Origin of the sequence: Myxococcus xanthus (assembly GCF_013116825.1) — a bacterium.
GTDB classification, from domain to species: Bacteria; Myxococcota; Myxococcia; order Myxococcales; family Myxococcaceae; genus Myxococcus; species Myxococcus xanthus_B.
The window spans coordinates 14,713-32,471 of the sequence record NZ_JABFNS010000008.1; the positions used below are offsets into that span (position 1 = coordinate 14,713).

Consider the following 17,759-nt stretch of genomic DNA (forward strand, 5'->3'; position numbering starts at 1 on the left):
CAAGGGCTGTGACGGTCCGCCAGTGGACCCTCACGGGTTTGTGCCGCTCAATCGTGGACTCCTCTAGAGTCAGGCTCCTCACCTTTACGCTCCGCGCCATGGCCGACTTTCTTCCTCGCTTCTATCGACTCGCCGTCCGCGTGGACGCGCACTATGACGCGCTGAGCCGCAAGCTTCGCCAGAAGCTGGGAATCGCGCCGCCGCTGCGCATCCTCCCCTACCGGGGCTATGGCACGCCCGAGCGCGCCGTCATCAAGGCCCGCGTGCTGGAAGACCGGCACGTGCGCCCGCCGCAGGAGCGCTACACGCTGGTGGGCAGCGCGGTGGCCTCCTACAAGCGCTACATGACGCGCGAGGTGCCGGGCGCGCACGTCGCGGTGCGCTGGGGCGACAAGCGCTGGGAGGGCACCACCGACGAGGAGGGCTTCCTGGAGCTGTGGGTGCCTCCGCCGGACGGGGTGCGCTCGGGCTGGCACATGGTGGAGCTGGAGCTGCTGTCGCCGGACGCGGAGGGCGTGTCCCGCGTGGCCGCGCCGGTGCGGATGGCCGGGCCCGGCGCGGAGTTCGGCGTCATCAGCGACATCGACGACACCGTCATCGTCACCGGCGTCACCGACCTGCTGAAGCGGGCCTGGGCGCTCTTCCTGACCGAGCACCGAGTGCGGCTGCCCTTTCCGGGTGTGGACGCTTTCTACGCCGCGCTCCAGCACGGCCGGGGCACGAACGCGGACAACCCCATCTTCTACGTGTCCAGCAGCCCGTGGAACCTCTACGAGCACCTGGACGAGTTCCTCTCCCTGCACAAAATCCCCACCGGTCCGCTGCTGCTGCGCGACTGGGGCCTGTCCAGCCAGGGCTTCGCGCCCGGCGGGGGCCATGGGCACAAGCTGGAGAAGATTCGCGCGGTGCTCGGCACGCTGTCGCACCTGCCCTTCATCCTCATTGGCGACAGCGGCCAGGAGGACGCGGAGCACTACCGCACCATCGTCCGTGAGTTTCCCGGGCGCATCCTCTGCGTCTACATCCGCAACGTGCCCGGGCATCAGCGCCGGGCCGAGGAGCTGGCGCTCATCGCCGGGGACATCCGCGCCGCGGGCAGCCAGATGCTCGCGGTGGATGACACCACCGAGGCCGCCCGTCACGCCGCGCGCGAGGGGTGGATTCAGTGGCGCGAGGTGCGCGAGGTGGAGGCCCACCGCCGCGAGGACGCCGCGCGCTGAGAGCCCCGGCGCCCACCGCGGTGCAGGTGCGGTCAGGGCAGCGGACGGCCACCCTGGAACTGGGCCATGCGCTGGGCGCGCTCCATCATCTCGCCCTGGGCCCAGCGCTTCTCGTCACCGGCGCGCGGCAGCCGGCGGCGCCAGCCGCCATCCGCCGCCAGCTCCCAGGCGGACGTGGTGTCGGCCATGCAGCGCTCCAGCGAGTCCTTCACCTGGGCGGCCAGGCTGGCGTCCTCCACCGGCGCGAGGATTTCCACGCGGTGGTCCAGGTTGCGCGGCATCAAGTCCGCCGAGCCGATGAAGCAACGCAGCTCCGGGCCGCGCTCGAAGATGTAGATGCGCGAGTGCTCCAGGAAGCGGCCCAGCACGGACACCACGCGGATGTTCTCCGACACGCCGGGAACGCCCGGGCGCAGGCAGCAGATGCCGCGCACGTTCAGCTCCACCTTCACGCCCGCGCGGGACGCCTCGTAGAGGGCGTGGATGATGCCGGGGTCCACCAGCGCGTTCATCTTCATCTGGATGCGCGCGGGGCGCTCGGCCGTGTGCGCGGCGACGGTGCGCTTGATTTCCTCCAGCAGGCCCTGGCGCATGGTGAGCGGGGCCACCAGCAGCTTGCGGAAGCTCTTCGGCCGGCCAAACCCGGTGAGGTAGTTGAAGACGTCCGCCACGTCCGCGCCAATGTCCGGGTCCGTGGTGAACAGGCCCATGTCCGTGTAGAGGCGCGCCGTCTTCGGGTTGTAGTTGCCCGTGCCGATGTGCACGTAGTGCCGCACCTTGTCGCCCTCGCGCCGGACGATGAGGATGGCCTTCGCGTGCGTCTTCAGGGACGGAATCCCGTAGACGACGTGCACGCCCGCCTCTTCCAGCGCGTTGGCCCAGCGGATGTTGGTGCGCTCGTCGAAGCGGGCCTTCAGCTCCACCATGCACACCGCCTGCTTGCCGCGCTCGGTGGCGGTAATCAGCGCGGGCACCAGGGGCGAGCTGTCCGACGTGCGGTACACCGTCTGCTTGATGGCCAGCACGTCCGGGTCGGCCACGGCCTCGGTGACGAAGCGCTCCACGGAGGTGGCGAAGGACTCGTAGGGGTGGTGGACCAGCAGGTCCCCCCGGCGCATGGACGACATCACCGTGCCGCCATCCGGCGCGTCCGCGTCCGTGCGCAGGCGGGCCTGGGTGACGGGGACCCACGGCGGGTCCTTCAGCTCCGGGAAGCCCGGGGCGAAGGCGATGGACTGCAGGTCGTTGAGGCCCACCAGGCCGTGCTCCTCGTAGACCTGGCGTGCCTCCAGGCCCATGGCCTCCACCAGCGGCTCGAGCAGCTTGGGGCTCATGCCGGCCTGGACTTCCATGCGGATGACGTCGCCGAAGCGGCGCTCGCGCAGCTCCGTCTCCACGGCCTTGAGCAGGTCCTCCGCGTCCTCGGACACGGTGAAGTCCGCGTCGCGGGTGACGCGGAAGGTGCCCCAGCTCAGCACCTCCATGCCGGGGAACAAGTCCCCCAGGTGCTGGGCGATGATTTCCTCCAAGGGGACGAAGACGTTGCCCTTGAGGGGCAGGAAGCGCGGCAGCAGCTCCTTGGGCACCTTCACCCGGGCCACGCTCTCCTCGTCCGCGTCCGGGTCTCTCAGCAGCACCGCCAGGCTGAGCGACAGGTTGGAGATGTAGGGGAAGTGCCGCCCCAGGCCGATGGCCAGCGGGGTGAGGACGGGGAAGATCTGCTCCTTGAAGCGCTGGTCCACCTGGGCGCGCTGCTCGGCGTCCAAATCCATGGCGGAGAGGATGCGCAGGCCCTTTTCGGCCAGGGCGGGGCGGAGCACCTTCTCGAAGGCGTCGCCGTGCCGGCGCGTCTGCTTGAGGATGCCGTCGTGCAGCTTGTCCAGGGTGTCGCTGGGAGAGGCTCCGTCGGGAACCAGGCGCGCCACGCCGCCGCGAATCTGCTCGTGCAGACGGGCGACGCGAATCATGAAGAACTCGTCCAGGTTGCGCGCGTAGATGGCGATGAACTTCAGTCGCTCCAGCAGCGGAATCTCCGGAGACTCGGCGAGTTGGAGGACACGGTCATTGAAGGCCATCCAGGACAGCTCTCGGTTGAAGAAGAGCTCCGTGTCCTTCGACTCCGCGCCGGCCGGGAGCACGTCCCGGTTGGAGGGCTTCTGGGTGACGCTGCGACCGCCGCCGCCGCGTTTCGGCATGGTGACTTGACTCCTCGTTGACTCCCTTGGAGGGGATGTAGCAGGCCGCCCCCCTGCTCGTTGTAAACTCGCGTGTGACCTGGGAGAGGGAGCCGTCAGGCGATGTAAGTCCTCCCAGGTGGGCGGGCAGGGAGAAAGGGCGGGAGGCGTGGACTTTGTTGCATCCGCGATATGAGGACTGCATGTCAGGCGACGTGAGCGCGACGGAGATGAACCCCCAGGCGGACGCGGCCAATGGCCTCTTCACGGCCTTCCAGAAGGACAGGAAGGTGCCTCGGGGACGGTGGGTGGGCGCCCTGCTGATGGCCCTGATACCGGTGGTGCTGGTCGTGGGCTTCTGGACCCTCGCCAAGGGCGAGGAGCAGACGTTCCGCATCGTCACCCCCCAAGGCTTCAAGTCCATGCGGGGTGGGATGACGACGGAGCAGGTGCGCGCCGTGCTCGGACGGCCCATCACCCTGGAGCGGGACACCAGCGGGGCGGAGTGCTACCGCTACGGGCAGCCCAACTTCGTCAACCCGCAGTTCCTCATCTATTCGGTCTGCTACGAGGACGGGAAGCTGCGGGACGTGAAGACGCACCAGTACTCCGCCTGGAACGTGGACCCCGCCACAGGGACGTTCGCGGCGCCGGGCGAGGCGCCCGCGGACGCGGCGCCCGTGCCCGCGCAGGAAGGCTGAGCAGGGCCTTCCCGCCGAAACGATGATGGAACCATGCGTGGCTGCCCGCGGGCCGCGGGTGCCAGGCTCCCTCCGTTCAATGCGCTCGTATTCCATGGAGGAGGGGGCACCTACGCGCGCGCCGTTGGCATCCGCGACGTCGTGGTGAAGGCGCTCCGGCAGGCGCATCGCTGACACGCTGGGAATCCAGCGCATGAGCGCGGGCGTGCCCCATCGAGGCACTCCGCCACATGGGTTGCGTTTCGTTACCGGCAGTTGGAATCCGCATCGTTGTCCGCGCCATCCGCGCACCGGCCCCTCTCCGTGGCGGCGTCCTCGCTGATGTGGAGCGTGTACCGGATGGGCGTGTCCTGGTCGGGATTCGCCATGCCGTCCACCACCACCAGCACCGTCTGGCCCTGCGCCAGTGTCACCTTCACGGCGGGCGAGCCTTGGGGCCCCCTGTCCGGGGTGGAGGCGCAACCCAGCTCCGTGCCCCGGCAACCCGTGAGCACGTAGAGCGCGCTGCCCCACTCGCTCGGTGCCGTGTCGAAGACGTAGGTGCCTGCCCGCGGCGCCGTCCACAGGTGCGCGCGGTCCTGCTGGAGCAGCGCGCCGCAGGTGCCCTGGAAGCCGTCACCGGAGCCCGCCGTCTCGCCATGGAACGTCACCGGCAGCGCGCTGCCCAAGTCATGGTGCGCGCAGCCACGACCGCCGCAGCCCGGCGCGTCGTGGCAGTCCGTGTCCGCGCAGTCCACCCAGCGGTCCCCATCATTGTCCATGCCGTCGAAGCAGGAGCCCGCCTCGCTGGCCCGCAGCTCATCGATGTGCAGCTCGAAGTACCCCGCGCTGAACCGGTCCAGGCTCGCCGAGTCCACCACCACCAGCACCGTCTGTCCCTGCACCAGCGGCACCGAGACACGCGCGCCGCCGCCATAGCTGATGCCGTCCTTCGCGCACGCCAGCTCCGCGCCCCCGCAGCCGCCGCTGCGCACGGAGACGAGCGAGCGGGTGGCCGACTTCGCCGTGTCGAAGGTGAAGAGCGCGCTCTTGGGCGCCGTCCACAGGAAGCCCCGGTCCGGCGCGCCGCTCCCGCCGCATGAGGACTGATGGTCATCCCCCGCGTGCGCGGTGGTGCCCTTCACCATCACCGGCAACACGCTGCCCAGGTTTCGGTCCACGCACACGGAGGCGCTCGCCGCGCAGACGTTGGGAACGCCCGTCGCTCCGCAGGACTCGGGCGCCGTGCAGGTGCCACACGCCAGGAACCCGCCACACCCGTCCGGCACGGTGCCGCAATCCTTGCTCAGCAGGCCGCAGGTGTAGGGGCGGCAGGAAGGCGCCGCGCACACGTTGGGCGTGCCGCCACCTCCACACGTCTCGCCATTCGCGCATGCCCCGCACTGGAGCGCGCCGCCGCACCCGTCCGGCACGGTGCCGCAGTCCTTGCCCAGCAGGCCGCAGGTGGCCGGTGTGCAGAGGGGGCGGCCACAGACGTGGTCCACGCCGCCCCCGCCGCATGTCTCGCCCTCCGGGCAGAGGCCACAGTGAAGGAGTCCGCCGCAGCCATCGGGCACGGTGCCGCAGTTCTTTCCCTGGGACTCGCAGGTGAGCGGGGTGCACACGCCGCCGCCGCACACGTTGGGCTCGGCGCCGCCGCACGTCTGGCCGTCCGCGCAGACGCCGCAGTCGAGCACGCCGCCGCACCCGTCCGCCACCAGCCCGCAGTTCTTCCCCAGCGTCTCACACGTCCCCGGCGTACACGGCGAGTCGCCGCAGACATTGGGCACGCCGCCGCCGCCACACGTCAGGCCGCCCGCGCAGGCACCGCAGTCGAGCATGCCGCCGCAGCCGTCGGACACCTGCCCGCAGTCCTTCCCCAGCGCGTGGCAGGTGGCCCGCTTGCAGATGCCGCGGCCACACACGTTGGGCGCGCCGCCGCCCCCGCATGTCAGGCCGTCCGCGCAGACGCCGCAGTCGAGCATGCCGCCACAGCCGTCCGGTACGGCGCCGCAGTCGCGCGCCAGCGACTCACAGGTGTTCGGCGTGCAGGTGGGCTCGCCGCATGCGTTGGGTGTGCCCCCGCCGCCGCAGGACTCGGGCGCACTGCAGGTGCCGCAGTCGAGCACGTCTTCACAGCCATCCGAGACCGGTCCGCAGTCCTTCCCCAGGGCCTCACAGGTGGTGGGCTCGCAGGGCGCCGGTCCGCACACGTTGTGCCGGCCACCGCCCCCGCACACCTCACCGGGGTCACAGGCGCCGCAGTCGAGCGTGCCGCCGCAGCCGTCAATGGCGACGCCGCAGTCCATGCCCTGGGAGGCGCACGTCATCGGCTCGCAGGCGGACGCCGGCCGGCGGCTGTCCGCGTCCTCGTACGGTTGCGTCTGGCTGCACGCCACCCACAGCACCAGCCCACACGCCCAGAACCACGCTCCCCTCCACCCCGCTCCGCGCATGCGCTCCCGTCCCGCCCAGGCCACCACCCGCGCCCAACGTGGGTCCGGGCTTCGCGCGTGCCCAGCCGGGGTGTGACGCGGGGTTGGACGGTGCACACACCGCCACGCGTGGGCACGGGCGCCGTCTGCGCGGGCGCCTGGTTTCCAACGTTCGCGTCACCCGGCGAGCCCCCTGGATTCAGGATGCGGAGCGCTTCAACCTGCCCGAAGGCATGGGCGGTGGACCGTCTGGGGAGGAGGGGAGGTGGCACGTCCGTGGACGTTCGCGCAGCGCGCGGGTGCCGGCTTCATCATCTCGTTGGTGGTGGCGCTCGTGCTGGCGGGAACGTCCGTGGTGGCGCTGCTCTCCGTGCGGGCCAATCACAAGGCGCGCATCCTGGAGCTGTCCCGGGACGTGCTGGACATCAAACAACTGGAGCGGAACTTCAACGACAAGGTCGTCAGTGGCCGGGGCTTCGCCTTATCGGGAGATGCCTTCTTCGCCCAGGACATGTCCGTCGCGCGCGAGCGCTTCATCGCCACCTACGAAGCCCTGAAGCGCCGGCTCACCCAGGAGCCCCTGGCCACGCAACTGGAGGCCGTCTCCCACGCGGAGCTGGAGCACGAGGAGGCCATGCAGGCGCTCATCATGGAACGCGAGGACGGCGTGCCCCGCAAGCGGCTGGAGCAGATTTTCGACGGCCACGTGGCGGACACGCGCCGCCGTGTCATGGACAGCCTTCGGACGCTCCACCAGCAGACGGAGGCCCGGCTGTCCGACGGCATTCATGAGAGCCTGGCCACGGACCGCAGCGCGCTCGGGCTGTCGCTGCTCGCGGGGAGCCTGGGCCTCGCGGGCGCAACGATGCTGGCGTGGACGCTGACGCGCAAGCTGCGTCCCATCCAACAGGAGGCCGAGGCCAGCGCCGAGCGCTTCCAGCTCCTCGTGGAGGGGGTGCGCGACTACGCCTTGTTCCTGCTGGATGCGCGGGGCCGGGTGGAGAGCTGGAACCCGGGCGCGGAGCGCATCATGGGCTACCACGAGGCGGAAATCCTGGGCCAGCCCTCCAGCGTCTTCTACCCGCCGGATGCGGTGGCGGCCGGGATTCCGGACAAGGACCTGGCGCGGGCCCGGAGGGATGGGCGGCTGCACACGGAGGGCTGGCGAGTGCGGAAGGACGGCTCGCGCTATCTGGCGGACGTCAACGTCACCGTGCTCCAAGACGCGCGCGGGCAGCCGCGCGGCTTCGCCAAGGTGACGCGCGACATCACCGAGCGGCGCCGGGCCGAGCGCACGCAGCAACTGCTGGCGGAGGTGGGGGGCCTCTTCCACCAGTTCCAGGACCCCGACCAGACGGTGGCCGAGCTGACGCGCATCATGGTGCCGGAGGTGGCGGACGCCTGCCTGCTCTACCTGCTGTCGGCCAGTGGTGACCTCTGGCCTCGCGCGGTGGCGCACGCGACGCCGGAGAAGGAGGCGTGGCTGTGGGACGCGGCGCGGCGCTTTCCGCCGCCACCAGAGTCTCCGTGGGGCATCTGGCAGGTGATGCGCACGGGGCGCTCCGAGCTCAAGAGCGACGTGTCTCCGGAGGCCCTGGCCCGGGGGCTGGTGGGCCCGGAGCACCTCTCGTTGATGGAGAAGGTGGGCGTGCGCTCCTACCTCGGCGTGCCGCTGCGGGTGGGGCGGCAGACGCGCGGCGTGTTCGTGCTGCTGACGTCCGCGCCGGAGCGCCGGCTGACGGCGACGGACCAGGTCTTCGTGGAGGAGGTGGCGGGACGCGCCGCGCTCGCGCTGGACAACGCCCGGCTCTGGAGCGAGGCGCAGGACGCGGTGGAGCTCATCGGCGTGGCGGCGCACGACTTGGGCAATCCGTTGAACACGCTGCAGTTGCTGCTGCGAAGGCTTCAGCGGATGGAGCTCGCGGAGGAGAAGAAGGCGCGTGACGGGCTGGCGGCGGCGCTGAAGCAGACGCAGCGGCTGGGGCAGCTGCTGCACAACCTGCTGGACCTGTCGCGGCTGTCATCGGGGAAGCTGATGTTGGACGTGGCGCCGGTGGACCTGTCGGACCTGGTGCACGAGGTGGTGGAGCGCTTCGCCGAACAGGCCGCGGAGGCGGGCTGCAAGCTGGAGTTCGGCGCGGAATTGGGGCTGGTGGGCCGGTGGGACCGGCTGCGGTTGGACCGGGTGGTGACGAACCTCTTGTCCAACGCGCTGAAGTTCGGCAGGGGGCGGCCGGTGGAGGTCCGGGTGGAGCACGCGGGCGTGGCGCGGGCGCGGCTGTGCGTGAGAGACCACGGCGTGGGGATTGCCCCGGAGGCGCAGCGGCGCATCTTCGAGCGCTTCACAAGAGAGCCCTCCGGCGGCCAGCATGCGGGCTTCGGGCTGGGGCTCTACATCGTCCGGCAGCTGGTGGAGGCGCACGGTGGCACCATCCGCGTGGAGAGCGCCCCCAGCGAGGGCGCCACCTTCATCGTGGAGTTGCCGCTGCTGCTGCTGGGCTCGGAGCTGCGCGAGCCACCCGATACTCCCCTGCACTCGTGAGTCCGCCCGTCACGCGTGCAGCGGCGGCCGGGTGTCCACGAAGGTCCGCAGTGGCGACCGCTCCGGTGCCTTCTCCTGCTCCTCCAGCAACTCGAACTCCAGCGAGTCATGCGCGCAGAACACCGTGACGTCCCGTCCGTGCCGCTGCACCAGTTCGCGCAGGCGGCGCATGTTGTGCCAGCGCAGGTAGCCGTCCTTCTGCATCAGCTTCTGGTAGGCGCGCAGCCCTGGCGTGCACCGGTACCGGTCCGGGGCCATCTCCCCGTGGTAGAAGTATGCGTCTCCGGCGTGCAGCAGCCAGCCGCCGCCATTCTGGATGGCCACGCCCGCGTGGCCCAGGGTGTGGCCCGGCAGTGGCACCAACAGGATTTCCGGCGGCAGGCCTGCCAAATCCCGCACGCACTCGAAGCCGAACCAGCGCTCACCGTCTCCACCGGAGGGGTACATCACCCACTGCGCCTCGTGCATCCACTGCAACGGCCGGTAGCGGCGCCGGTCCAACGGCGTCGCCTGGGCCACGGCGCCCTGGTACTCATCCGACAGCAGGTGGACCCGGGCGTGTGGGAAGTCGTCCAGGCCGCCGGCATGGTCGAAGTCCAGGTGGGTGAGGACGATGTCGCGCACGTCCTTGGCCTGGAAGCCCATGCGCTCAATCTGCCGGACGGCCGTTGCGCCCTCGTTGAGCTGGGGCCGCGTCAGCAGGTCGAGGAACAGGGGCGACAGCCGGGGGCGCCGGTGCTTCACGTCCTCCAGGCCGAAGCCGGTGTCCACCAGGATGAGTCCCTGCCGGCCTTCCACCAGGAGGCAGTGACACGTCAGCGCCGCGGGCCCCGTGAAGCCCTTTCGCCCGTCCACCAGCCGGCCGCCCGGTGGGCACATGGTGGTGCAGTTCAGGTGGTGGATGCGCATCGCTTCCGCTCCTCGGCAGGGAGCCGCTCGGGCGGCCCGGGTCCGGAGCTCAAGGTGCGCCGCGCGACGCCACGGAGGAATCCGCGCAAGCGGAATGGCGGGAGGCTCGCCCGCCCGGCGGGGAGGCCTGGACGTCCGTTTCAGAGCTGCTGCAGGTGCTCGGCCGTCCGCTCCTCGCGGACATTGCCGGTGTTGAGCGTGGTGGCGGGCTCGAAGAGCAGGACGTGGACCTCCTCCTCCGCCACGGGCCGGTGCTCCACGCCGCGAGGAATGATGATGAACTCGCCTGGGCCCACGTCCACCGTGCGCTCGCGCAGCTCCATGCGCAGCTGGCCGTGGAGCACGAGGAACAGCTCGTCCTCGGCGTCGTGCTGGTGCCAGACGAAGGGGCCGTGGAGCCGGGCCAGCCGGACGTGTTGGCCGTTCAGCTCGCCCACCACCTTCGGGGACCCGTGCTCGGAGAAGAGGGCCAGCTTCTGCGCGAGGTTGACCTTGTCCACCTCGGGGGCCGGCGTCTCCAGGGCGGCGTGTGCGAGCGGGGTGTCAGTGCCTTCCAAGGCACGGGCAGTGTCCGCGTGGCGGCGGGAGTCCCAGCGCGGACGACGTCCGGTGAGGACCGTGGGGCTGCGATGAGGCGCGCTCATGCGGGTGTCATCTCCTTCCGCGGCGCCGCTGCACTGGCTTGCGCCATGAGTTCGTCGTCGGAGTGTCTGTCTTCTGCGGAGGATAATCCCGCCTGTCAGCGCGCGGGAGTGGCCGCGAGGTCGACTTCCCGACGGATGACGTGAAACATCGCGCCCGCGTGTCACGAAGGCGTCTGTCTCGAGCTCAGTCCGGGAAGAACATCGGGTCGCGCGTGGTGACGAACGAGGAGATGGCGCTGGCCACTTCCGCCGGCAGTCCGGTGAATTGCACACCCACGCCTGGCATCAGCTCCGGCGTGCGGGAATTGGCCTCGCGCACCCAGCGCACCACGCCCGTCACCTTCATGGGCCGGCCGCCCGGCAGGGTGAAGTCCAGCTCCACCTGCGTGCCGCGCGGCACCGCGTCCACGGTGGCGATGAAGACGCCGCCCTCGCTGATGTCCAGTGAGAAACCCGTGAAGAAGTTGGAGTCGCTGCGCATGTCGATGGACGTGTGCATCCGCACCCGTCCGTTGCGCCGCGCGTCGCTCTCCGGCGGAGTGGCGGGCCGGGCCGCGGCTGCTGGGGGAGGTGCGTGCCCCTGGGCCCTCGCCGCGGCGGCGGCCCGCGCCAGCTCGGCCTGGCGAGCCTTGGCGGCCTCGTGTTGTGCCCGCGACGCGGCTTCCTGGCGGGCCTTGGCCGCCTCGGCCTGACGCTTGAGCACCGCTTCCGCCTCGGTCACCGCGCGGGCCACCTGCGCCGCCTGCTCCTGATGGGCTCGCAGCAGTGACTGCATCTCCGAACCTGCTTGCCGCCGAGCCTGGAGCGCCGCTTGACGGGCCTCCAGCGCCCGGGAGCGCGGCGCCTCCACGTCCAGCGCGGGCGCCACGGCCAACTGCAACCGGGAGGCCTGTTCCCCCAACATGGGGTCGGCACTGGGGGCCTGGTGCGCCCGCGTCAGCGCCTGCCGCGTCTGCTCCAGCCGGGTGGCCAGCGCGGACGCCTCCGCCGTGGCCTGGGCGAGTTGTTCATGGAGCCGGCCCTCCAGCGTGGACAGGTCGCTCTCGGCGCGAGCCAGCTCCGCTTCACGCGAAGCAGCTGGGGGCATGCGGGCAGCAGGGGTCGGCGAACTCATGGGCGAAAGACTCCAGGGGCGCCCACTGTAGCGCCCCCCGGACGGCCCCACGAGCCCCACGCGCCGAGCCCGAAATGACCCGGGGCCGCCCGCCTCCCAGGGCTTGGCGGCAGGCAGGCGGCCATGCGCCGTCTCAGTCCGCGCCCTTGATGCAGGCCACCGGCTTGAGCCGGTAGGCCACCCGGGCCAACCCCGCCATCTCCACCGTCTCCAGGACGTCGTCCAGGTTCTTGTAGCAGGGGCCGGACTCGTCCAACGGCGTCTGACGGGTGTTGAGGAGGATGCCCGCCTCGGCCATGCGCTTGTCGGTGACGTCCTGCTTCAGCACCCGCCGCGCCTCGCCCCGCGACATGCGGCGGCCGGAGCCGTGGTTCACCGAATAGATGGACTTCTGGGCGCCCGGCTCGGCGAAGAGGATGGCGCTGCCCGTCTCCATGGAGCCCGGGATGAGGATGGGGTGGCCCGTCATCTCCCAGGGCGTGCCCTTCAGCGCGGGGTGTCCTCCGGGGAACGCGCGTGTGGCGCCCTTTCGGGCGACGAACTTCCCCGCCTCCTTCTGGATGAGGTTGTGGGAGATTTCGTAATACACGCTGGCCGTGCCGCCGAAGACGTCCTCCAGCGCCGCGCACACCGCCTCACCGATGATGAGCCGGTTGGCCACCGCGAAGTTGGCCGCCATGTTGTGGAGGTTCCAGTAGTCGCGGCCCAGCGGGCTCTCCGCGTCCAGCCAGACATGGTCCTCGCTGCGGCTCTTGAGGCCCAACTGCGCGGCGCCCTCCACGAAGAAGTGCTTGGCGATGTTCCACCCGAAGCCGCGGCTGCCGGTGTGCAGCATCACCCACACGCGGCCGTCCTGGTCCACCTGCATCTCGGTGAAGTGGTTGCCGCCGCCCAGGCTGCCCAGTTGCGCACGCTTGCCGAAGGCGCGCTCGGGGATGTCCACCCGGTCGTCCTCGACGGGGATGTAGTCGCGCTCGGTGACGGACGAACCCCGGCCCAGGGCCTTGGCGCCGTGGCGCACCACGTCCGCGAAGGTGCGGTCCGTCACCCTGCGCTGCTTCTGCACGCGGCTGGCGCCCACGCCCACGGCGATGCGCTTCGTCACCTCTTCAATCCAGCGGCGGCGCTTCGTGGCGTCGGCGACGTCCTCGGCGGTGAGCGTCGTCTGCAACTGCACCATGCCGCAGCCGATGTCGTAGCCGGCGGCGGTGGGCAGGAGGATGCCGTCCGTTTCCACCACCGTGCCAATGGGGACGCCGTAGCCCAGGTGACAGTCGGGTGTGACAGCCACGCGGGTGACCCCGGGGAAGGATGCCGCATTCACCACCTGGTCAAAGACAGAGTCCTCCAGTCCAGGTTGCTCGGGGCCCTCCCCCCACAGCAACTTGTCGGACAGGAACAGGTCCGCATCGACCTTCATGCTCTTGGTCTTCGCCAGGACGTAATGGCCTTCTGAGACCTTCTCCAGCCGCTGCTTCCAACTCATGACTCTGATTCCCCAGATGGGATGAACACGCGGAAGCGACGGGAGCGTCCAGGGAAGCTGACGCCAGGAGCCGAAACCCGAAAACAGGAGCAGAGGATGCTGGGGGCACAGGCGGGAAGGCGAGCGAATTCGGAGCCGCGCGAGGCCGCGGCCGGGACGTGCCCGGCCGGGCGAAAGTCAGCCCGCGAGCGGACGACGAGGTTCCGATCGCCCCAGGACTTGTCACGTCCGGATTCCATTCCCATCCATTCCGCAGCATCCAGGTAGGGGGTGGGCGATGGGTTTCCTTGGTGGGATTTTCCTGGCGGTGGCGTTGCAGGCGGGACCCGTGGAGAAGGAGCAGGCACAGACGCCGGTGGAGGTGGCAGCCCCGGTGTTCAATCCCTCCGCGTGCGCGAAGAAGCGGGTGGACCCCTGTGGGTGTCACCATGTGTATGGCATCCGGCACTGCCACCCGAACCGGAAGGGTGACCACTGCGAGGCGCCGGTGAAGGCGGCGGTCGAGGCCCCGCGCAAGAGCCGGGACGCCTCGAAGAAGGCGGACACGCAGGCCCGGACGCGCGAGCCCGAGAAGAAGCAGCTCGACCCGAGCAAGTCCGTGTCCATGTAGGCCCCAGGCGCGCGGGCGCCGCGTCCGGTCCTTCGTGTGCGAGCACAGGGGGGAGCGGGTCGCCTTGTGGCGGGTGTCGCTGCCCGCGCGCCCCACGCCGTCCAAGGTAAAGGCCCTTGGCGACTTCCTGGCGCAGTTGCGCGCCGAGCTGTCGTCATGGCCGGGTGGAAACGGGGGGAGGGAACGGGGTAACAAGGCGGGTGAGGCGTGCCGCTCCAGGCACGCGCGGTGCCGAGGTGCGCATGCGAACGCAGCAGAGCCGCTCGCTCGTCTTCCTCCAGCAACTCGGCTCCGGGGCACGTGAGGGCTACGAGGCCCTGCCCGGGCTGGAGGACACGCTGGTCGCGCTCTGCGCCGAGGCGCGGCAGGCCTGGCCGGGCGTGACGCTGGCGGAGGAGGACTTCCTACGCCACCTTGCGTCGCGCCTGCCACGGGACGAGGTCCCCTCACGGGTGCTGGCCACCGTGCATGCCGCGGACCTCTATCTGGCGTGCGCCTGTGTGCGGGGGAACGCCGCGGCGCATGCCGCGCTGGAGCGCCACGTTCTTCCCAAGGCGGCGGCGGCCTTGGCTCGGATGCGGGACACGGGGGTGGACCCCTCCGAGGTGGTTCAACACCTGCGCGAGCGGCTGCTCGTCCCAGAAGGTGCCCGGCCGGGACGCATGGCGGAATACCAGGGCAGTGGTCCGCTCGCGGCCTGGTTGCGGGCGGCAGCGGTGCGTACCGCCCTCAACCTCCAGCGCACGGAGCGCCGGAGGGCCCACGCCGAAGAGGAGGCGGAGGCGCTCCCGCTGCCAACCCACGCGGGCATGGCGGACGTCGAGTTGGACTACCTGCGCAAGAATCACCGCGAGCATTTCCAGGCGGCGCTCTCCGAGGCACTCAATGCCCTGCCCACGCGGGAGCGCACCGTGCTGCGCTTGCACGTGGTGGAGGGGCTGAGCCTGGAGCGCATTGGCGCCATGTACCAGACGCACAAGTCCACCGTGTCGCGCTGGGTGGCCCGCGCCCGGGAAGCGGCGCTGGAGGGCACACGTCAGCGGCTGGCGGAGCGGCTTCGGCTCACCTCCGGCGAACTGCACAGTCTGATGCGGGTGGTACAGGGAGAGCTGGACCTGAGCCTGCCGTCCCTGCTGACCGTGTCTGGGGCTTCCTGAGAGGCCGCGGACTTTTTTCGCGGTCGCGTGCAACGCTCCGACCCGGCCGGTGTCATCCGGGTGAAGGTGGAACACCCCCCCTCTTGGAGGACACACACCATGCATCACAGAATGGGCCTTGCCCTGATTGCCCTGGCGTTGATGGGAGCGCCTGCGTTGGCGGAGGAGTCGAAGCCGGCCCCGTCTTCTGGGGCCTCGGCCAGCACCGAGGAAACGGTGGTCGTGAAGAAGGGCAGCCATCGCGACCTTCAAATTCCGGGGATGGTCCGCATCGCGATTGACGAACCGGAGATTGCGGACATCAAGGCGCTCGGCAAAGGGGGGCTGCGCATCATCGGTCAGCAGGCCGGTGAGACAGCGCTGCTCGTGTGGGTGGGGTCTGAGAACAAGCGCAGCAGCTACCGCATCGTCGTCACCGATTGATGCAGGGCATCGGTGGCCATGGTGCCGCCATGGGGCATGAGCGGACGCGGTGGGGACCACCGCCCCACTCGTCCCAGCGGACGTGTCCGCCGTGAGCGCTGGATGCGCGTGGTCACCTCCCGGAGGCGGATTGCCACCCCCTCGAGGCTTGGAGGGCTCATCTTCCAAAGAGAGCGCCTTCCAGAGGACCTCCGCGGCGGTCTCGACGTCTTCTTCACTCACCACCTCGCCCCGGCCCGCCCGGCGCACGAGCTCCGACAGCATGCCCCACACCATGCACTCATGGAGCCAGGTGCGGCCCTTGGGAAACACCTTCTCGCGCTCGCCATGCTCGAGGACCTCCAGCACCTGCGCGCGCGTCCGTCCGTCATGCTCGCCCGGTGGGTCCGTGTCTGGATGGTTGTGCAGGAAGGTGAAACCCACGAGGTGGGGCTGCAACAGCGCCCAGGTCGCGAACTCGCGCCAGAAGGCGATGAAGACGTCGCGAAAGCCCTGCCGCAGCGGGTCGCCATCCGCCATCTGGTAGGCGACGAAACCCGTGTAGGACAGCTCGCGCTCGGTGAGGGTCCGTATCGCCCTCGCAATGCCCTGCTTGCTGCCGTAGTAACGATACAGCGAGCCCACCGAGAGCCGCGTGGCCTGGGCCAGTTCCGCGGCCCGGACGTTGTCGAACCCCCGCTGTGCCAGCAGCTCCGCCGCGTCACGCAGCCTGAAAGCGCGCATCTCCGCCAACGTGTACATCCGCCCGTCCCCCTGCCTTCGCGGCCGTCGCGTGGAAGGAACGTTCCCTCCACGATGACCTGTCTACAGGGAGGGGCTGACACGAGGTGGGGGCGGGGCGGCGCGCCAGCGGAGCCGCCCCCGAGGGTGGGAACACTCGGGTGGGCTGTTCGGAGCGGACCCGGGCTGCGATGATTCGAGGCGCGCCATGAACCTCTTGCGCCGTCCTCCGATGTCCGCATGCCCGGATGAGAACCTGCTCGCGGCCTTCGTCAGTGGCTCGGCTCCCGTGGGGAAGGTGGCGGTGGTGGAAGCGCACCTCGACAGTTGCGCGGACTGCCGGGCGTTGGTGGCGGCGGTGGCGGCCAGTTCCTCCCTGTCGGGCGCGGTCGCCGTTGAGCGTGAGGCGGAGGCGCCCACGCGGTGGGACACGGGCGCGGCGACGTTGCCGGACGCGCGGGCGGAGCCGGTCCTGCCTCCTGGGACGCGGCTGGGAGCCTATCTGCTGCAGGGCGTGTTGGGCATGGGAGGGATGGGCGTGGTGTACGCGGCGGACGACCTGCGGCTGGGGCGGCGGGTGGCGCTCAAGCTGTTGAGGCCGCTGCTCGCGGGCGCGCAGGACCAGGGTCGTGAGCGGCTGCTTCGCGAGGCCCAGTCCATGGCGCGGCTCTCGCACCCCAACGTGCTGCCGCTCTTCGAACTGGGGACGGCGGAGGGGCACGACTTCCTGGCCATGGAGTGGGTGGATGGCGCGACGCTCGCGGACTGGCTTCGGGAACGCGAGCGTCCATGGTGGGACGTGTTGGAGGTCTTCCTGGCAGCGGGAGCGGGGCTGGCCGCCGCCCATCGCGCGGGGATGGTGCACCGCGACTTCAAGCCGTCCAACGTGCTGGTGGGGCGCGACGGCCGGGTACGCGTCACGGACTTCGGGCTCGCGAGGCGCGGAACGGCGGCGTCTCCCGAGGCGCCGGCCGATGTGAGCGAGGGGGCATCGAAGGCCTCCATGTTCACGGAGTGGGGGCAGGCCGCGGGAACGCCGGCGTACATGTCTCCCGAGCAGCGCGCGGGAAGGGCCGTGGACGCCCGCGGCGACCAATACAGCTTTTGCGTCGCGCTCCACGAAGCGCTCCACGGTGAGCGTCCCGGCCACCTCGCTGTCTCCGCCGCACCGCGAACGTCGAGCGTGCCGAGGCACCTCCGCACCGCGCTGGCGCGGGGGCTCGCGAACGCGCCCGAGGACCGCTTCCCCAGCATGGAGGCGCTGATGGCGGTGCTCTCCCTGCCTTCGCCGGCATGGGGCCGCCGGAGCATCCTGGCCCTGGCGGGAGCGGGTTTCCTGGTGGTCCTGGGCGTGCTCCTGTGGAAGCCGTCTTTTCTGTTCCAGTCCGATGCCGCCACGCCGCGACCCGAGAGGCCCGGGCGCACGGCCGCATCGCCGGTTGTCCTGCGCGTCGGCGACGTGCACGAACTGGCCGTTCCAGGACTCGAGCGCATCGCGGTGGGCGAACCGAGCCTCGTCGAAGTCACCGTGCCGCGTCAGGGCGTGGTGCGTCTGCGGGGGAAGGAGGAGGGCCGTACGGACTTGATTACGTGGAGTCGCGCCGGGGAGATGAAGTCCCGGGTCCTGGACGTCACCGCGCGCTGA

At 70.5% G+C, this 17,759-nt stretch carries 13 protein-coding genes and 1 pseudogene; 7 read left to right on the top strand and 7 right to left on the bottom strand.

What is annotated here, in order from left to right; genetic code table 11:
- The first annotated feature begins 98 nt into the window (after positions 1–98).
- Entirely contained in the window at positions 99–1,220 is a 1,122-nt protein-coding gene (locus HNV26_RS03820) for an App1 family protein phosphatidate phosphatase (RefSeq protein ID WP_171444547.1), read from the top strand.
- A gap of 32 nt (positions 1,221–1,252) precedes the next feature.
- Here the strand turns inward: HNV26_RS03820 and ppk1 are convergent, their stop codons facing one another.
- Positions 1,253–3,415, bottom strand: coding sequence for a polyphosphate kinase 1 (gene ppk1, locus HNV26_RS03825; protein WP_171444548.1), 2,163 nt, complete (start codon positions 3,413–3,415; stop codon positions 1,253–1,255).
- 182 nt (positions 3,416–3,597) lie between these two features.
- Here ppk1 and HNV26_RS03830 point away from each other — a divergent pair, with 182 nt between their 5' ends.
- Entirely contained in the window at positions 3,598–4,095 is a 498-nt protein-coding gene (locus HNV26_RS03830) for a hypothetical protein (protein ID WP_253816197.1), read from the top strand.
- Between the two features lie 245 nt (positions 4,096–4,340).
- On the opposite strand, the gene HNV26_RS03835 is transcribed toward HNV26_RS03830, so the two are convergent.
- Positions 4,341–6,530, bottom strand: coding sequence for a tryptophan synthase alpha chain (locus HNV26_RS03835; protein ID WP_171444550.1), 2,190 nt, complete (start codon positions 6,528–6,530; stop codon positions 4,341–4,343).
- A gap of 244 nt (positions 6,531–6,774) precedes the next feature.
- On the opposite strand from HNV26_RS03835, the gene HNV26_RS03840 reads away from it, so the two are divergent.
- Entirely contained in the window at positions 6,775–9,051 is a 2,277-nt protein-coding gene (locus HNV26_RS03840) for an ATP-binding protein (RefSeq protein WP_171444551.1), read from the top strand.
- Between the two features lie 9 nt (positions 9,052–9,060).
- Here the strand turns inward: HNV26_RS03840 and HNV26_RS03845 are convergent, their stop codons facing one another.
- From HNV26_RS03845 to HNV26_RS03860, 4 genes are all read right to left on the bottom strand, one after another.
- Positions 9,061–9,960, bottom strand: a complete 900-nt coding sequence (locus HNV26_RS03845; protein WP_171444552.1) for an MBL fold metallo-hydrolase — start codon at positions 9,958–9,960, stop codon at positions 9,061–9,063.
- A 140-nt stretch (positions 9,961–10,100) separates the two neighbouring features.
- A complete protein-coding gene (locus tag HNV26_RS03850) occupies positions 10,101–10,604 on the bottom strand; it encodes a cupin domain-containing protein (protein ID WP_216611775.1) in 504 nt (167 codons plus the stop codon).
- Between the two features lie 184 nt (positions 10,605–10,788).
- The gene (locus tag HNV26_RS03855) at positions 10,789–11,718 is read right to left on the bottom strand and encodes a TIGR02266 family protein (protein WP_171444553.1); all 930 of its coding nucleotides are present in this window, start codon (positions 11,716–11,718) and stop codon (positions 10,789–10,791) included.
- Positions 11,719–11,851: 133 nt separating this feature from the next.
- The gene (locus HNV26_RS03860) at positions 11,852–13,204 is read right to left on the bottom strand and encodes an RtcB family protein (RefSeq protein ID WP_171444554.1); all 1,353 of its coding nucleotides are present in this window, start codon (positions 13,202–13,204) and stop codon (positions 11,852–11,854) included.
- A 277-nt stretch (positions 13,205–13,481) separates the two neighbouring features.
- Here HNV26_RS03860 and HNV26_RS03865 point away from each other — a divergent pair, with 277 nt between their 5' ends.
- The 3 genes from HNV26_RS03865 (at position 13,482) to HNV26_RS03875 (ending at position 15,394) form a co-directional block, all read left to right on the top strand.
- Positions 13,482–13,814 (top strand): hypothetical protein, encoded by a 333-nt coding sequence (locus tag HNV26_RS03865; RefSeq protein ID WP_140859821.1) that lies wholly within the window; start codon positions 13,482–13,484, stop codon positions 13,812–13,814.
- Between the two features lie 242 nt (positions 13,815–14,056).
- Positions 14,057–14,971 (top strand): sigma-70 family RNA polymerase sigma factor, encoded by a 915-nt coding sequence (locus HNV26_RS03870; RefSeq protein ID WP_216611776.1) that lies wholly within the window; start codon positions 14,057–14,059, stop codon positions 14,969–14,971.
- Between the two features lie 99 nt (positions 14,972–15,070).
- Positions 15,071–15,394, top strand: coding sequence for a pilus assembly protein N-terminal domain-containing protein (locus HNV26_RS03875; protein WP_171444537.1), 324 nt, complete (start codon positions 15,071–15,073; stop codon positions 15,392–15,394).
- Between the two features lie 630 nt (positions 15,395–16,024).
- Here HNV26_RS03875 and HNV26_RS38155 read toward each other — a convergent pair.
- A pseudogene (locus HNV26_RS38155) lies at positions 16,025–16,135 on the bottom strand (hypothetical protein); the annotation flags it as partial.
- Positions 16,136–16,322: 187 nt separating this feature from the next.
- On the opposite strand from HNV26_RS38155, the gene HNV26_RS03880 reads away from it, so the two are divergent.
- Positions 16,323–17,759, top strand: a complete 1,437-nt coding sequence (locus HNV26_RS03880) for a protein kinase domain-containing protein (RefSeq protein ID WP_171442747.1) — start codon at positions 16,323–16,325, stop codon at positions 17,757–17,759.

Bases quoted from the DNA above. Each gene is read 5' to 3' on its own strand.
- HNV26_RS03855 (WP_171444553.1), bottom strand. From the start codon at position 11,718: ATGAGTTCGCCGACCCCTGCTGCCCGCATGCCCCCAGCTGCTTCGCGT.
- HNV26_RS03850 (WP_216611775.1), bottom strand. From the start codon at position 10,604: ATGAGCGCGCCTCATCGCAGCCCCACGGTCCTCACCGGACGTCGTCCG.
- HNV26_RS03835 (WP_171444550.1), bottom strand. From the start codon at position 6,530: ATGCGCGGAGCGGGGTGGAGGGGAGCGTGGTTCTGGGCGTGTGGGCTG.
- HNV26_RS03870 (WP_216611776.1), top strand. From the start codon at position 14,057: ATGCGAACGCAGCAGAGCCGCTCGCTCGTCTTCCTCCAGCAACTCGGC.
- HNV26_RS03880 (WP_171442747.1), top strand. From the start codon at position 16,323: ATGAACCTCTTGCGCCGTCCTCCGATGTCCGCATGCCCGGATGAGAAC.
- HNV26_RS03830 (WP_253816197.1), top strand. From the start codon at position 3,598: ATGTCAGGCGACGTGAGCGCGACGGAGATGAACCCCCAGGCGGACGCG.
- ppk1 (WP_171444548.1), bottom strand. From the start codon at position 3,415: ATGCCGAAACGCGGCGGCGGCGGTCGCAGCGTCACCCAGAAGCCCTCC.
- HNV26_RS03875 (WP_171444537.1), top strand. From the start codon at position 15,071: ATGCATCACAGAATGGGCCTTGCCCTGATTGCCCTGGCGTTGATGGGA.
- HNV26_RS03820 (WP_171444547.1), top strand. From the start codon at position 99: ATGGCCGACTTTCTTCCTCGCTTCTATCGACTCGCCGTCCGCGTGGAC.
- HNV26_RS03865 (WP_140859821.1), top strand. From the start codon at position 13,482: ATGGGTTTCCTTGGTGGGATTTTCCTGGCGGTGGCGTTGCAGGCGGGA.
- HNV26_RS03860 (WP_171444554.1), bottom strand. From the start codon at position 13,204: ATGAGTTGGAAGCAGCGGCTGGAGAAGGTCTCAGAAGGCCATTACGTC.
- HNV26_RS03845 (WP_171444552.1), bottom strand. From the start codon at position 9,960: ATGCGCATCCACCACCTGAACTGCACCACCATGTGCCCACCGGGCGGC.